We start from the raw sequence: 15,660 nt of genomic DNA, 5'->3' as shown, positions 1-15,660 counted from the left end.
CGTTTTAAGTATAATGATTTAAACACAAAAAAATGAAAAAGCAAATTTTTACAATTGCATTATTCTGTTCCAGTCTTGCCTACTCTCAAGTCGGGATTGATACAGAAACACCAAAGGCAACTTTGGATGTAACCGGTAAACCGACTGATATGTCTAAAATTGACGGGTTTCTAGTTCCTAGACTTTCCGGCACAGAACTGAAAGCTAAAGATGCTTTGTATGGAGCAGATCAAAATGCAGCGCTTATCTATGTAACAACTCCTTTGGCTTCAGCCGATACCAGCGCAAAAACTATAAATGTGACCAGCAGTGGATACTATTTTTTTGACGGAAATTTCTGGCAGAAATTAAATACTGCAGGTTCAGGTTCAGAACCATGGTATGATTCTTTAACAAATCTTCCCGCAACCCAAAACAGTCAAAATATTTATCAGTCGGGGAATGTTGCTATTGGTAAAAGTACAATGGTATCAGATATAGCTTTAGATGTAGAAGGATCCGTTCACATGGGAACAAATCATTCAGGAAGCAATGGTGTAAACTCGGCAGCATTTGGAAACGGAACGATCGCTTCTGGTGAAAATTCTACAGCTTTTGGATGGAATAATCAAGCTCTTGGAATAAACGCAATGACTTGGGGAGGAAACGAAGATGCCACTAGCACTACAGGAAATCTTTATAATGAAGCCACAGGAGTTGCATCTACTGCTTTTGGATATAGTAATGTATCATCGTCTTTTGGAACAACTGCATTTGGTACTAGAAACACGGCTTCAGCACCTCAGGCAACTGTATTTGGAGCATCAAATATTGCAAGCGGATTTTGGTCCACAGCTTTTGGTAGACATAATATTTCTTCCGCCAACAGATCTCTCGCCTTTGGTCTCGAAAATACAGCCAGTGGTGGTAATGCTGTAGCCTTTGGCTTCCAAAATGTTGCGAGTAATGAAAATACTACTGCTTTTGGCGAACGGAATAAAGCAGAGGGTTCAAGAGCTCTTGCGTTTGGCTTAGGAAATACAGCCTCCGGAAATGATGCTGTAGCATTTGGCGAAAATAATGTTGCAAGTTCTGTCAATGAAACTGTTTTTGGTCGTTATGCAGCTATTATGACTTCTTCAAGTACCAACCAGTGGGTCGCTACTGATCCTGTGCTTCAGATAGGAAATGGTAACGATCAGGCAAGATCAAATGCTTTAACAGTATTGAAAAACGGAAACATTGGTATTGGTGAAATCGCACCGACTACAAAGCTAGAAATCAATAATGGCACAACAAACGGAGCTATTAAAATCGTAGATGGAACACAGGGAGCAGGTAAAATTTTAACTTCCGATGCAAATGGTTTAGCAACTTGGCAGGACTTAGCTACAGGAACTGGAAATGATTGGTCTCTTGTAGGAAACAGCGGAACCACGGCCGGAGCAAATTTTATAGGTACTACAGATACTCAGGATTTTATAGTAAAAACCAATAATACAGAGCGAGAGCGAACTTATAATACAGTCGATGCAAACAACACGATCAAGACAATTACAGGTGGAGATTTAAATTTGAATGGAATTACTGTCGGAAGGGGTAGTGGCAACAAAAACAGTAATGCTGTTGTAGGATATGAAAGTTTAAAAGCAAATGACACAGGAGGAAACAATGTTGCAATGGGCAGTTTTGCTTTGTACAACAGTACAGAAGGTTTTTCAAATGTTGCTATCGGACACAGTGCGATGACAGGAAACACAGAAGGAAACAGTAATGTCGCTATTGGGCAAAGTACTTTACCCTACAATACAACAGGAGACTTAAATGTCGCCATCGGACATAGTGCCTTGTCAAATCCGCTTAATAAAACAGGACGTCATAATATTGGTATAGGATTTACTGCAGGTGGTAATTTGGAGGATGCAACCTCCAATAATATAGCAATTGGCTCATTTCAGGATTTAGCTACTAGCACAGGCAGTAACCAACTCAATATCGGCGGAGCTATTTTTGGAACCGGACTAACCGGAACACAAGCAGCCCCCGCAGGAAATATAGGAATTGGTACTACAGCACCTTCCACAAGACTAGAAGTTAACAACGGCACAACCAATGGTGCTGTGAAAATTGTAGATGGTACGCAAGGAGCAGATAAAATATTGACTTCTGACGCAGACGGTGTAGGAACATGGCAATCGCCTAAAGTTTCTGTCGTAAAAGGCGAGATTGGAGGATATAACTTACCTTTCGAACAATTTTCGGATTTAAGGTATACCGGAGCATCGATTACTTTGCCTCCGGGAAAATGGCTGGTAACAATCACTCAATTTACTTATATTACTGGAAATGATTCAGGAAGTACCAGCATACTTATATCTCCAGACGATTGGATGCTTGTGAGGTCTTCCTTTTCTGATCAAACCAATGTAACGACTATAGGGCAGGCTGCATCACCTTCCGCAGATATTACACAGCCAAGCTCTATGACTTTCACTGTATCCGGACCACATCGTGAAGATTCGAAAACCGGAGTGATTTTCATTAATAATACTTCCGGAGCAAGTAAAACTTATAAATATATTGCTGGTGCTACTGAAGTTTCGGGAACAATATCAGGTGGATTCTTAAATAATTTTACAGGAAATTGGTCTGAAAATTCAATAATTGCAATCGCAGTAAATTAAGAAACAAATAATTAATATAGTAAATAAGAAATACGTTATTTATCATTTGTGTTTTGTGCCGTAGGAGAAATTTTTTCCTGCGGCACTTTCTTTCAATGTAATTTTTTAATATAAGTCTGAAGAATTATATGATGATATTTAAATATACCTGCATAATTTCTCTTTCTATAAATAAAAAAAGCCCCGCATTTGCGAAGCTTGGATGTTAAGATCTAAACATCTCTGTGTGCGGAATGTTGTCTTCCAGATATTTCTTGTCAGTTTCTTTAAAGCCAAAACCTGAATAAAATCTTAAAAGATAATCTTGTGCAGAAATTCTTACTTCAGAAGTTTTGAAACGGTTTTCAATGGTTTCAACAGCATATTGTATCAATTGTTTGCCTAGATTTTTTCCTCTCCCATTTGCTGAGGTTAAAACTCTTCCTATTGAGGTCTCGTTATATTTTATTCCTTTATCGAAAATTCGGCAATATGCCAACACGGTTTGATCTTCCTGCTCTGCCCAGAGATGTAATGCTTTTTGATCGTATTTATCCAAATCGGGATAAGGGCAGTTTTGTTCTACCACAAAAACATCTACTCTTGCTTTGATGATTTCGTAAAGTTCAGAAGTCGTCAGTTCTTCGAAACTTTTTATTTTCCAAACGATATTATTCATTGAATGTTACGCTGTTATTAGTCAAAAATTCATTCGTTTTTTGAATAAAACTTAAAATTTCTTCAGTTCCGGTTTTCTTTTCCCCAGAGGTAACGTAGATTTCCGGTAAATCTTCCCATGTTTTGTGAAGCTCAGTTTTGTAGTCTTCCACATTTTTAATCAAAATGCTTGGCTTAAGCTTATCAGCTTTCGTGAAAACAATTGAAAAAGGAACGCCACTTTCTCCACACCATTGGATAAACTCCAAATCAATATTTTGCGGACTGTGACGAGAATCAACAAGGACGAAAAGATTAACGAGGTTATTTCTGTTTAAAATATAATTATTAATCAATTTTTCAAAATCTCTTCTCATTACTTTTGAGACTTTTGCATATCCGTATCCTGGTAAATCGGTAAGAAACCAGTTTTCATTAATAAGGAAATGATTGATCAACTGAGTTTTTCCTGGAGTTCCTGAAGTTTTTGCCAAATCTTTCCTGTTCAACATTCCGTTGATTAATGAAGACTTCCCAACGTTTGATCGTCCGATAAAAGCATACTCAGGAATCGTTCCTTCAGGGCATTCCTGCCATTTTCCGCTGCTTTTCACAAACTCTGCTGTTTTTATAACCATTTTTCTTGAATTTTATTTAGAAAGATAAACCATTAAGAAAGTCTTAATGGTTTATCATTTTATATTTTGTCTTTTACCCAGTCGTAAAGAATTTCGTTAAACTCATCTGGTTTTTCCATCATTGCCGCATGTCCGCACTTATCGATCCAGAATAAATCTGAATTTGGGATAAATTTGTGCATGTCAATCGCAACTTCAGGCGGTGTTACATTGTCTTGTTTTCCCCAGATCAGACATGTCGGTCTCTGGATTTTAGGCAGGTCATTCAACATATTGTGTTTGATGGCGCTTCTTGCCAGCATCACCGTTTTGATTCCTTTCATTCGGTCGTTTACCACACTGAAAACTTCATCTACCAAATCTTCAGTAGCTACCGAAGGATCATAAAAAACCTCCTCTGCTTTCTTTCTTATATAAGAACGGTCGTTTTTTCTGGGAAAACTGTCGCCAAAAGCTCTCTCGTATAATCCTGAACTTCCCGTTAATACAAGGTTCTGCACCAGATCGGGACGTGCTAAAGTTAAAATTAAACCTACATGCCCCCCCATAGAATTACCTACAATAGTAACCGGCTTGCCAATATTGGTTTCGATAAATTTGATTACATATTTTGCAATCGTGGTGAGATTGGTATTGAGTACCGGTAAATCGTAAATCGGTAATTGAGGGACGTAAACTTTAAATCCTTTTTCTGAAAAAAAATTCACCATTTTGTCAAAATTACTCAATCCACCCATTAGCCCATGCAAAAGCACAAGTGGATGACCTTCCCCAGCTTCTATAAACGTATATTTCTTTTCTTTTTTTGTACTAAATCTCATAATGCCTTTCTAAGCCTTGCAAAAATACAAATTAAACACCAAAAAATTTTTGATATAACTAATATAAACTAAAAATAATATATGAAACCTATTGTTATGGTATTTTTTACAATTCTTTTTGCTATGCTTCAAATATAAGACCACTTGTAGCAAATCCTGGAAATGATTTTATCTTATTGATATTCAATATTTAATGAAACTTATTAACATTAAGTCAAAAAGTGGGAAAAAGTGGGAGGATTTGGAAAAATATTTATAATTTTGTCCCAAATGAGAAATTTCATTGGAACATATGAGTGCAAAATAGACGACAAGGGTCGCCTGAAAGTGCCATCATCTCTTATAAAGCAGATGGAGAACTTTGAGGATAAAACCTTTGTGGTAAAGCGTTCTGTGTTTCAACCGTGTCTGGAAGTGTACCCTATGAAAGCATGGGATAAGCTGATGGATAAGATAAATAAGCTGAATAGATTCATCAAAAAAAATGCAGATTTTATCAGAATGTTTACCGCCGGAGTGAAAACTGTGGAGCTGGATAGTGCCGGAAGACTGCAGATTTCGAAAGATCTTACTCATTTTGCCAATCTTCAGAAAGATATTGTGGTGACGAGTGCAGGAGAACTTTTTGAAATTTGGGATAAAGAAGCATACGAAAAAGTAATTGCGACCAACGAAGATGATTTTGCAAGTCTTGCAGAAGATGTGATGGGAGCGTTTGACGAAGAATAATTAAATAAACACAAATAAGCATGTATCATAACCCCGTTTTATTGAAGCAAAGTGTGGATGATTTGGTGACGAATCCGGACGGTATTTATGTAGACTGCACATTTGGTGGCGGTGGACATTCACGCGAGATTGTAAGCCGACTTTCTGAAAAAGGAAAACTTTACGGTTTTGATCAGGATCTTGATGCGCTCAAAAATAATATAGATGACCCGAAATTTACATTAATCAATCAGAATTTCAGATTTCTTGAAAATTCTCTTTTGATGTATGGTGTTTCTCAGGTTGACGGTATTTTAGCGGATTTGGGAGTTTCGTCTCATCAATTTGATGCTGGCGAAAGAGGTTTTTCTACAAGAAGCAATGCGCCGCTTGATATGAGAATGAACGTTATGCAGAGTCTTGATGCCAAAAAAGTAATCAATGACTATGACGAAGAATCTTTAGCAGATATTTTTTATTACTATGGTGAATTGAGAGAAGCGAGAAAGTTGGCTCGTGACATCGTACATCATAGAAAAAATAAAACAATTGAAACCACGGAAGATCTGAAAAAACTATTCAGTTATCTTCCGCCTCATAAAGTGAATAAATTTTATGCGCAATTGTTTCAGGCAATAAGAATTGAGGTTAATCAAGAGCTTGAGGTTTTAAAAGAAATGCTGGTTCAGTCTTACAAAATGTTAAAACCTGGTGGAAGATTGGTAGTTATTTCTTATCATTCTCTGGAAGATCGTTTAGTAAAAAGATTTTTGAAAAACGGAATGTTTGAAGGTGAGCCGCAACGTGATATTTACGGAAATTACGAGAAAGCATTCGAATTGGTGAAGAGTAAAGCAATTATTCCTGATGATAAGGAAATTGAAGAAAACTCAAGAGCCCGAAGTGCTAAAATGAGAACAGGAATTAAATTATAAATAATAAGAAATGGGTAATAAGCAATTTTTAAAATATTACACATTACTATTTACCTATTATTAATAAATAAAGTGGCAAAAAGAACAACAAATCGTCCCCAGAAGAAGCTTACTTTTATAGATATTATAAAAGGAAATTTTCTGAATCGTGATGAAATAAAAGTTCATTACAAATTTTTCCTGTTGTTATTTGTCTTAATGATGGCGATGATTTACAGTAATCATTTAGTCAACAAAAAAATAAAAATTGTTAACGCTTTAAAAGAAGAAACAGAAGAATATAAATCTAGAAACGCTTACGCACAAAGCAAGCTGATCAAAGTAAAAATGGAATCTGAATTGGGCAAAGAAGTCGCCGCAGATTCGCTAATGACTTTAGAAAGTCACCCGCACAAATTGTTAATAAAATTAGACAGTAGTGATGCAAAAACAAAATGATTACGATAACAAAAGAAAAAAAACACTGCGATGGGGTTACCTCTTCGCAACTGTTGCTTTATGCATATTCGTAATGTTTTTGGCAAGAATCGTGGTGCTTCAGAATACCAATGTTCAGGAAATTAAAGACGATTATATCAACAGCAATTACCGTACAGCAACTCTGAAAGCCGCTCGTGGAAATTTGTTTGCTTCAGACGGATCAATTTTGGCTACAACGGTGATGCGTTATGATATTTATCTTGATTTTAAAACCATAAAAGATACTGTTTACAGCAATAATATAGGCGCTCTTACAGATTCTTTGAGCAAGATGTTCGGAAAACCAAGAGCTGAATTCAGAAAAAGATTCGACGAGCAGAAGAGAAAGAAAAACCAATACTACTCTTTGGTAAAAGGTTTAGATTTTGATCAGTACGACAGAATCAGAGATTTTCCGATTTTTAAAAGAGGTAAAAATAAAGGTGGATTCATTGTTGACAGAAACTATAAAAGAGAATTGGCAACTTCAGAAATCGGTTCCGGAACAATTGGGATGGATAATGGCGAAGTAAGATCCGGTCTGGAAGGTGCTTTTTCAAAGTTTCTTACCGGAACCGACGGAAGCAGATTGGAGCAAAGAGTCAATTCGTCTCAATGGAAGCCAATTGATTTCTGGAAAGTAAGCGAACCTGTTGACGGGCAGGATGTTTACACCACATTAGATCTTAGGATTCAGGATATTGCACATTCGGCTTTAGAAAAACAGCTGATCAATTTCGAAGCAAAACACGGAACGGTAATCGTAATGGAAGTTGAGACCGGAAAAGTGAAAGCTTTGGTTAATTTAAGACAGACCGAACCCGGAGTTTATGAAGATGCCTACAATTATGCTTTAAAAGATAATATCGAACCGGGATCTACTTTCAAAACGATTTCTCTTTTGGCAGCAATGGATGATGGTTTTATCGATGAGAATACAACTGTAGATGTAGGAAATGGAGTCTGGACGTATGCGAAACAAAGAATTTCTGATGGACATGGCGGTGGAACGTATGATATCAGTGATGTTCTGGCAAAATCGAGCAATGTAGGAACGGCAAAACTGATCACAAAATATTACGCAGAAAAGCCTCAGATTTTCCTTGATCATTTAAGAAGATGGAAATTATTTGATAAAATGGATATCGAGCTTCCTGGGATAGCAAGACCTAAAATCGTAACTCCGGATAATAAAAGATGGAACGCTGCAACATTGGCTTCAATTGCGTACGGATATTCATCAAATATTAATCTTTTACAGTTGACAACCTTCTACAACGGAGTTGCCAACAAGGGTAGAATGGTAAAGCCGCTATTCATTGATAAAATAATGAAAGACGGAAAAACAATTTTTAAAGCCAAAGAAGAAGTAATTGTTAAAAAAATGGCTTCTGAAAAAGCAATTCAGATGATGACCAGTGCTTTGACAAAAGCGGTAGAAAAAGGAACAGGTAGAAGTATCTTCACACCCAACCTGAAAATGGCAGGAAAAACAGGAACGGCAAGATTTGAATACTGGCTTCCCGGTCCAATGAAATACAGAGCATCATTCGCAGGATTTTATCCGGCAGATAATCCGAAATATACGTGTTACGTGATGATTAGCGAGCCCAACACGGCAAAAGGGTTTTATGGAGGAACAGTTTCTGCGCCGGTTTTTAAAGAAATTGCCGGAAAAACTTTCCTGAAAACACCACAGAATGTTGAAAAAGAAATGCTTGTCGACAGAAAGGTAAACCTTAATAAAATGGTGGAGCCGAATGTAAAAGTAGCAGTTAATAATAAGCAAATGCCAAGTGTAGTTGGGTTAATCGGTAAAAACGTAATCCCGCAATTGGAAAATTTAGGCTATCGTGTAGACTTCAAAGGAGTCGGTAGAATCAAAGAGCAATTCCCGCTTGAAGGGACGACGATAAGCAAAAACCAGAGAATATATTTGTCTCTGCAGAATTAAAAAAGAGAGTTCCAAAAGGATGATTTAATAAAGAATAGGATGAAATCCTATTAAAAAAGTAAGCAATGCAATTAATTGAATTATTAAAAAGAATTCCAGTTTTAGAAATCCACGGTAAAAACGATCGTGAAGTTTCTGCTTTGGTTTTCGACAGCAGAAAGGTTACCGAAGATTCACTTTACGTTGCTGTAAAAGGAACGGTTGCAGATGGACATTCATTTATTACATCGTCTATTGAAAAAGGCGCAAAAACCATTGTTTGCGAAGAATTACCGGAAAATTTAGATCAAAATATCACCTACATCAAAGTAAAAGATTCATCTAAAACTTTAGGCCAATTGGCTTCTAATTTCTATGGGAATCCTTCTGAAAAATTAAAGTTAATAGGAGTTACCGGCACCAACGGAAAGACCTCAGTTTCTACTTTGCTTTTTGATGTGTTTAAAAATTTAGGCTATAATTCAGCGTTGCTTTCTACAGTTGAAATAAGAGTTGGGGATGAAATAATTCCTGCAACACATACAACTCCGGATGTAATTACGATCAATCAGATCTTAGCTAAAGCGGTAGAATCAGGTTGCGAATTTGCATTTATGGAAGTGAGTTCACACGGAATTTCTCAAAATAGAACTGAAGGTTTACATTTCAAAATTGCAGGATTTACGAATCTTACACACGATCATCTTGATTATCATAAAACGTTTGATGAATATTTAAAAACGAAAAAAAGGTTTTTTGATGAGTTGAATGATGACGCTATTGCAATCACAAATGTTGATGATAAAAACGGCAATGTGATGCTGCAAAATACCAAAGCAAAGAAAAAATCTTATGCTTTGAAAACAATGGCAGATTATCACGGAAGAACTTTAGAAGTTGATTTTAACGGAATGCTGTTAAATTTCAATGGAAAAGAATTCTGGACAACCTTAACAGGGAAGTTCAATGTCTACAATTTGCTTTTGGTCTTCGGAATTGCTTCTGAATTAGGCTTCCAGCAGGAAGAAATTCTTCAGGCAATCAGTATTTTGAAAAGAGTTTCGGGAAGATTTGAAACGTTCAAATCTGATGGTGGAATTTTCTTCATTGTAGATTATGCACACACACCGGATGCGCTCGAAAATGTTTTAGACAGCGTAAACGATATCAGAACGAAAAACGAAAGACTAATTACGGTTTTCGGTTGTGGAGGCGACAGAGATCACTCAAAGAGACCTGAAATGGGAAATATTGCCACAAAGAAATCTACTTTGGCAATCATCACTTCAGATAATCCGCGAACAGAAGATCCGGCAGTGATCATAAAAGAAATTGAGGCGGGTGTTGAGCCACAAAACTTCAGCAAGTACACTTCAATTCCGGACCGAAGAGAAGCGATAAAAATGGCAATAAAGTTTGCCGAACCAAAAGATATTATTGTCGTTGCCGGAAAAGGTCACGAAAATTATCAGGAAATCAATGGGGTGAAACATCATTTTGATGACAAAGAAGTAATTAATGAGCTTTGGAAGCTTATGAGTAAATAAAATTTATAATCGATAATTGATCAATGTTAATTGATTTTATCATTCATCAATAATCATTTATCATTTATAAAAAAGTAAAAAATGTTATACTACTTATACGAATATTTAACGAGCCAAGGCATCCACATTCCGGGAATGGGAATGTTGAGGTACATTTCGTTTCGCGCAGGGATGGCTGTTTTGCTTTCATTGACGATTGCCCTCGTTTATGGAAAAAGCATCATCAATTACCTGAGAGGAAAACAAATGGGCGAGTTAGTTCGTGATTTAGGATTAGACGGACAAAAACAAAAAGAGGGAACACCTACAATGGGAGGTTTCATCATTATTATTGCGACTTTAATTCCGGTTTTACTGTTTACAAGAATTACCAACATTTATATTGTTCTTTTGATCGTAACGGTGATCTGGATGGGAGCAATTGGTTTTATAGATGATTATTTAAAGAAAATAAAGAAAAATAAAGATGGATTAAGCGGGAAATTCAAAATTGTAGGACAGGTCGGTTTAGGGCTAATTGTCGGAGTTACAATGTATTTCCATCCCGACATTACGGTTAAAAGAAAATATGCTGATGCAAAAGTAGTCAACAGAAATAACGTTGAACAAAACTTTATGCCGACAGAAAAAATTACTGTTTCTACCGTTCCTTTTACCAAAAATAATGAGTTCGATTACAGCGGAATTTTATTTTGGATGAATGATAAAGATGCCCACGAATGGGCATGGATTGTTTTTATTCCTATCGTTATTTTCATTGTAACAGCCGTTTCAAATGGAGCAAATATTACCGACGGAATCGACGGGCTCGCCGCAGGAACGAGCACCATTATTCTTCTGGCGCTTGCGTTTTTTGCATACGTTTCCGGGAATATCATTTTTGCAGATTATCTCAATATTATGTTCCTCCCGAATATGGGTGAAACTACCATTTTTGCCGTCGCAATGGTCGGTGCAGTAATCGGGTTTTTCTGGTACAATACCTATCCGGCGCAGGTTTTTATGGGAGATACCGGAAGTTTGATGTTGGGCGGTGTGATTGCTGTTTTAGCGGTTGTTTTAAGAAAAGAACTGATGATTCCTGTGCTTTGCGGGATTTTCTTAATCGAAAATATCTCAGTAATGCTGCAGGTGGTTGTCTTTAAATACAGAAAAAGAAAATATGGGCTGGAACATGCCCAAAATAATAGATTGTTTAAAATGTCTCCGCTTCATCATCATTATCAGAAAGACGGTTTTCACGAAAGTAAAATCGTTAACAGGATGATTATCATTGGGGTTATGTTGGCAATTGTATGTCTCATTACATTGAAGATGAGATAAATTGTAAAAAGTAAGAATGTATTAACGTATTAATGATTTTGTAAATGCAGGATACATGAATACAATGTACATAAATACAAAAAAGATATGAAAATAGTTGTTTTAGGAGGTGGCGAAAGCGGTTGTGGTGCTGCTTATTTGGCTAAGAAAGAAGGTTTGGAAGTATTTCTTTCAGACAAAGGAGCCATTAAGGATCACTATAAACAATTTCTTACAGAAAATGACATTGAGTTTGAAGAGGAAAACCACGATGAAGAAAGAATTTTAAATGCTGATTGGATTGTAAAAAGTCCGGGTATTCCCAAAAAAGCGGAAATGATCAACAAAATTCATGAGAAAGGAATCAGGCTTTCTTCTGAAATTGAGTTTGCTTCAGAGTTTACCGATGCCAAAATCATTGCCATCACAGGAAGCAATGGGAAAACAACGACTACTTCTTTGATCTATTATATCCTGAAAAACGACGGATTAAATGTAGGTTTAGGAGGAAATATAGGCTACAGCTTTGCAAAACAGGTTGCCGATGAAAACCACGAATATTATGTTTTGGAAGTAAGTTCTTTCCAGTTGGATGATATTCAGAATTTCAGACCGTATATTTCTTTATTGTTAAATCTGTCGAAAGATCATTTGGATCAGTACAATTATAACTACGAAGAATATGCTTTAGCGAAATTCAGAATTGCTGAAAATCAGGAGAATGACAATTTTTTCATCTACAATAAAGATGATGAAATGAGCAAAAATATTCTTGAAAAATTTGAAATTAAAGCGAAAATGATCCCTTTTTCAACAAATGAAAGATTGTCTGAAGGAGGTTTTGTGGAGGAAGATAAAATTGTGGTAAAACTGAAAGAGGAATTCTCAATGAAAGTTGATGAATTGTCTTTGTTAGGAAATCATAATGTAGCCAACAGCTTAGCGGCTTCAATTGCCGGTAAGATATTGGAAATCAATAATGAAAGTATCAGAAATTCATTGATGACTTTTCAGGCGGTGGAGCACAGATTGGAGCTTGTTACAGAAATTGAAGGGGTAAAATACATCAACGACAGCAAAGCAACCAATGTAAATGCAACTTATTATGCCTTAGAAAGCATGAAAAATCCTACAGTTTGGATTGTCGGAGGTTTAGACAAAGGAAATGACTATACCGAAATTGAGGATTTAGTTAAAAGAAAAGTAAAGGCAATTGTTTGTTTAGGAATTGATAATCAAAAGATTATTGACTTCTTCAAAAACAAAAAAGAATTTATTTACAGCACTTCAAGTATGAAAGATGCGGTAGAAATCTCAAAATCATTAGCTAAAAGTGGTGATACGGTTTTACTTTCACCTTGTTGTGCAAGCTTTGATCTTTTCAAAAGCTATGAAGACAGAGGTCGTCAGTTTAAAGAGCAAGTGTTAAAAAATTAAGAATTAACAATGAATAGTTAAAAATGATTTTCATTCTTAATTTTTCATTATTCATTAAATAATATGAACGAACAGAATATAGAAAGCAGATTCGAATTTCTAAAGGGCGACAAAGTACTTTGGATGGTCATTCTTGTGATCTCCATTTTCTCTATTTTCCCGGTATATTCTGCAAGTTCAAATCTTGAATATATTGTAAATAACGGGACCACAACGGGTCACGTAATGAAGCATATGTTCTTTGTAGTTTTAGGTTTGGCAATCATGCGATTGGTAGGAACTGTGAAGTATGAATACATGGGAAAACTCAGCAGCATTATGTTGGGTTTAATGATTATTCTCTTGATTGTCACAATGTTTACAGGGCAAACGATTGATGGGGCAAGTGCCTCAAGATGGCTGAAGATTCCCGGAACACCGATTTCATTCCAACCGTCATCTTTTGCATTTTTAATGTTGATTATTTATCTGTGCAGATATTTAACCAAGAAAATTACCAGAGAAAGGCTTCCGATTGAAAATGTAATGTACATTTTCGGGCCGATTTTGCTGGTTTTTGTATTGGTTGCAAAAGATAATGGTTCTACTGCGTTGATGATTTTAATGGTTTCAGTAATTGTTTTGATTATCGGGCAACTGCACTGGAAATACATTGCAGGGTTTATCTCTGCATCATTTGTTGCCATTGCATTGTTTTTATTAATTGCTTTAAATACCAATATGATTGGCGGAAACCGTGTTCATACATGGATGAGCCGTATCGAAACATTCACATCGAGCAAAGCAAAATCTGCTGATGTTGATGATGAAAGTGTAAAAGCAAAAAATTATCAGGTAATGCAGGCAAAAGCAGCTATCGTTCATGGTGGAATTACCGGAATGGGACCAGGAAAATCTGCGTTAAAGCAAATGCTTCCGCAATCTGCTTCCGATTTTATTTTTGCTGTAATTGTTGAAGAATATGGTTTAATAGGAGCAGGATTTCTCATCAGTATGTATCTGATTATGATTGTCAGAATTGTAATGATTGCCAGTAAAATGCCTGCATTTTTTGGCTCATTGCTCGTGCTCAGTCTCGGGGTAATGATCTTCATACAATTAGCGGTAAATATTGCCGTTGCTGTGAATCTTATTCCGGTTACAGGACAGCCCTTGCCACTGATTAGTTACGGAGGAACATCGATGCTGGTAACCTACATGCAGCTCGGAATTATCTTAAATATTAGCTCAAGAATCCAGATATATGATGAAGAAGGAATGGGTAAAAAACAAAGCATTGTCGAGATAAACGACATTGCATAAATATAAATGATAATGCATAATTGATTTTCATATCGCTTATCAATCATCATTTATCAATATTAAAAAGTATGAACAAAAAACTAAAAGTATTGTTATCAGGCGGCGGAACAGGAGGGCACATCTTCCCGGCAATCGCTATTGCGGACGAGATCAAAAAAAGATTTCCTGATGCTGAGTTTTTGTTCATTGGAGCCAACGGAAAAATGGAAATGGAAAAAGTTCCGCAAGCTGGCTACAAAATAGAAGGAATTGACATTGCAGGAATAGACAGAGGAAATATGTTATCCAATTTAGGGTTGCCTTTCAAAATTTTGAAAAGTTTATCTAAATCTAAAAGAATAATAAAAAATTTCGCTCCCGATTTTGCAGTAGGAACAGGAGGTTTCGCAAGCGGACCAGCTTTGTATGAAGCCAGTAAAATGGGAATTCCGATTTTTATTCAGGAACAGAATGCTCATGCAGGAGTGACGAATAAAATTTTAAGTAAAAAAGCAAAAGCCGTGTTTACTGCCTACCCAAAAGTGGAAGGCTTTCCGGCTGAAAAAATAAAGTTTTTGGGAAATCCTATTCGTGAGAATATTATTTCAGGAATGCAGGAAACTTCTTCGGCTAAAGAAAAACTAGATTTAGATAGAAATAAACTGACCATTTTATCGGTTGGTGGTTCTTTAGGATCGAGAACATTAAACAACGCTTGGAAAGAGAATTTAGAAAAAATAAAAGAAAAAGGGTATCAGTTAATCTGGCAAACCGGAAAGTTGGATTACAAAGAAATTGTTGATAGTTGTCAGTTGTCAGTTGATGGAAATAACCAACAACCAATTAACAACCAAATACAAATAAAGGAATTCATCAAAGACATGGAAACCGCTTATTCAGCGGCCGATGTCATTGTTTCAAGAGCGGGAGCGATTGCCATTTCAGAATTGGCGGTAGCGCAGAAACCTGTTTTATTGGTTCCATTTCCATTCGCAGCGGAAGATCATCAAACTAAAAATGCGATGAATCTCGTTGAAAAAAATGCAGCCAAAATGGTAAGAGATTCTGAAATGCAGGAAAAATTCTGGAATACATTATCAGAAATCTGCGAAAATGAAAATGTAAGAAAAGAAATGTCTGAAAATCTGAAATATTTTGCCAAACCCAATGCGGCAAAAGAGATTGTGGATGAGATAGTTAAGGCTTCGACAGGCTCAGCCTGACAAAATTATATAAAAGCAGTTAGTATTAGAGATGTCACCCTGAGCTTGTCGAAGGGTTTAGACAGACAAAACAAAAT

The 15,660-nt window shown here is 36.3% G+C and carries 13 protein-coding genes; 10 read left to right on the top strand and 3 right to left on the bottom strand.

Annotated elements, in window-relative coordinates:
- The first annotated feature begins 32 nt into the window (after positions 1–32).
- The gene (locus EG358_RS01170; protein ID WP_076561433.1) at positions 33–2,663 is read left to right on the top strand and encodes a hypothetical protein; all 2,631 of its coding nucleotides are present in this window, start codon (positions 33–35) and stop codon (positions 2,661–2,663) included.
- 205 nt (positions 2,664–2,868) lie between these two features.
- On the opposite strand, the gene EG358_RS01165 is transcribed toward EG358_RS01170, so the two are convergent.
- The 3 genes from EG358_RS01165 to EG358_RS01155 are packed head-to-tail and all read right to left on the bottom strand — an operon-like array spanning position 2,869 to position 4,758.
- Positions 2,869–3,321, bottom strand: a complete 453-nt coding sequence (locus tag EG358_RS01165; protein WP_076561434.1) for a GNAT family N-acetyltransferase — start codon at positions 3,319–3,321, stop codon at positions 2,869–2,871.
- The gene (gene yihA / locus EG358_RS01160; RefSeq protein ID WP_076561435.1) at positions 3,314–3,937 is read right to left on the bottom strand and encodes a ribosome biogenesis GTP-binding protein YihA/YsxC; all 624 of its coding nucleotides are present in this window, start codon (positions 3,935–3,937) and stop codon (positions 3,314–3,316) included. Before yihA ends, EG358_RS01165 begins: the two co-directional genes overlap by 8 nt.
- A gap of 59 nt (positions 3,938–3,996) precedes the next feature.
- Positions 3,997–4,758, bottom strand: a complete 762-nt coding sequence (locus EG358_RS01155) for an alpha/beta fold hydrolase (RefSeq protein ID WP_076561436.1) — start codon at positions 4,756–4,758, stop codon at positions 3,997–3,999.
- A gap of 270 nt (positions 4,759–5,028) precedes the next feature.
- On the opposite strand from EG358_RS01155, the gene mraZ reads away from it, so the two are divergent.
- The 9 genes from mraZ (at position 5,029) to murG (ending at position 15,583) form a co-directional block, all read left to right on the top strand.
- Entirely contained in the window at positions 5,029–5,487 is a 459-nt protein-coding gene (mraZ, locus tag EG358_RS01150) for a division/cell wall cluster transcriptional repressor MraZ (protein WP_076561437.1), read from the top strand.
- Between the two features lie 20 nt (positions 5,488–5,507).
- The gene (rsmH, locus tag EG358_RS01145; protein WP_076561438.1) at positions 5,508–6,401 is read left to right on the top strand and encodes a 16S rRNA (cytosine(1402)-N(4))-methyltransferase RsmH; all 894 of its coding nucleotides are present in this window, start codon (positions 5,508–5,510) and stop codon (positions 6,399–6,401) included.
- 72 nt (positions 6,402–6,473) lie between these two features.
- Positions 6,474–6,839 carry an FtsL-like putative cell division protein gene (locus EG358_RS01140; protein ID WP_076561439.1) on the top strand — a complete coding sequence of 122 codons (366 nt, stop codon included), beginning with the start codon at positions 6,474–6,476 and terminating at the stop codon, positions 6,837–6,839.
- The gene (locus EG358_RS01135) at positions 6,823–8,814 is read left to right on the top strand and encodes a penicillin-binding transpeptidase domain-containing protein (RefSeq protein ID WP_076561440.1); all 1,992 of its coding nucleotides are present in this window, start codon (positions 6,823–6,825) and stop codon (positions 8,812–8,814) included. Before EG358_RS01140 ends, EG358_RS01135 begins: the two co-directional genes overlap by 17 nt.
- A 65-nt stretch (positions 8,815–8,879) precedes the next feature.
- Positions 8,880–10,340, top strand: a complete 1,461-nt coding sequence (locus tag EG358_RS01130) for a UDP-N-acetylmuramoyl-L-alanyl-D-glutamate--2,6-diaminopimelate ligase (protein WP_076561441.1) — start codon at positions 8,880–8,882, stop codon at positions 10,338–10,340.
- Positions 10,341–10,421: 81 nt separating this feature from the next.
- Positions 10,422–11,663 (top strand): phospho-N-acetylmuramoyl-pentapeptide-transferase, encoded by a 1,242-nt coding sequence (gene mraY, locus EG358_RS01125; protein ID WP_076561442.1) that lies wholly within the window; start codon positions 10,422–10,424, stop codon positions 11,661–11,663.
- Between the two features lie 87 nt (positions 11,664–11,750).
- Positions 11,751–13,079, top strand: coding sequence for a UDP-N-acetylmuramoyl-L-alanine--D-glutamate ligase (gene murD / locus EG358_RS01120; RefSeq protein WP_076561443.1), 1,329 nt, complete (start codon positions 11,751–11,753; stop codon positions 13,077–13,079).
- 63 nt (positions 13,080–13,142) lie between these two features.
- Positions 13,143–14,381, top strand: a complete 1,239-nt coding sequence (locus tag EG358_RS01115; protein ID WP_076561444.1) for an FtsW/RodA/SpoVE family cell cycle protein — start codon at positions 13,143–13,145, stop codon at positions 14,379–14,381.
- A gap of 68 nt (positions 14,382–14,449) precedes the next feature.
- The gene (gene murG, locus EG358_RS01110; RefSeq protein ID WP_076561445.1) at positions 14,450–15,583 is read left to right on the top strand and encodes an undecaprenyldiphospho-muramoylpentapeptide beta-N-acetylglucosaminyltransferase; all 1,134 of its coding nucleotides are present in this window, start codon (positions 14,450–14,452) and stop codon (positions 15,581–15,583) included.
- Positions 15,584–15,660: the final 77 nt, after the last annotated feature.

The organism is Chryseobacterium indoltheticum, from assembly GCF_003815915.1.
Taxonomy (GTDB): domain Bacteria; phylum Bacteroidota; class Bacteroidia; order Flavobacteriales; family Weeksellaceae; genus Chryseobacterium; species Chryseobacterium indoltheticum.
The sequence above is the reverse complement of the archived record's forward strand: the minus strand, read 5'-3'. Positions and strand labels throughout refer to the sequence as shown.

Bases quoted from the DNA above. Each gene is read 5' to 3' on its own strand.
- EG358_RS01170 (WP_076561433.1), top strand. From the start codon at position 33: ATGAAAAAGCAAATTTTTACAATTGCATTATTCTGTTCCAGTCTTGCC.
- EG358_RS01165 (WP_076561434.1), bottom strand. From the start codon at position 3,321: ATGAATAATATCGTTTGGAAAATAAAAAGTTTCGAAGAACTGACGACT.
- yihA (WP_076561435.1), bottom strand. From the start codon at position 3,937: ATGGTTATAAAAACAGCAGAGTTTGTGAAAAGCAGCGGAAAATGGCAG.
- EG358_RS01155 (WP_076561436.1), bottom strand. From the start codon at position 4,758: ATGAGATTTAGTACAAAAAAAGAAAAGAAATATACGTTTATAGAAGCT.
- mraZ (WP_076561437.1), top strand. From the start codon at position 5,029: ATGAGAAATTTCATTGGAACATATGAGTGCAAAATAGACGACAAGGGT.
- rsmH (WP_076561438.1), top strand. From the start codon at position 5,508: ATGTATCATAACCCCGTTTTATTGAAGCAAAGTGTGGATGATTTGGTG.
- EG358_RS01135 (WP_076561440.1), top strand. From the start codon at position 6,823: ATGCAAAAACAAAATGATTACGATAACAAAAGAAAAAAAACACTGCGA.
- EG358_RS01130 (WP_076561441.1), top strand. From the start codon at position 8,880: ATGCAATTAATTGAATTATTAAAAAGAATTCCAGTTTTAGAAATCCAC.
- mraY (WP_076561442.1), top strand. From the start codon at position 10,422: ATGTTATACTACTTATACGAATATTTAACGAGCCAAGGCATCCACATT.
- murD (WP_076561443.1), top strand. From the start codon at position 11,751: ATGAAAATAGTTGTTTTAGGAGGTGGCGAAAGCGGTTGTGGTGCTGCT.
- EG358_RS01115 (WP_076561444.1), top strand. From the start codon at position 13,143: ATGAACGAACAGAATATAGAAAGCAGATTCGAATTTCTAAAGGGCGAC.
- murG (WP_076561445.1), top strand. From the start codon at position 14,450: ATGAACAAAAAACTAAAAGTATTGTTATCAGGCGGCGGAACAGGAGGG.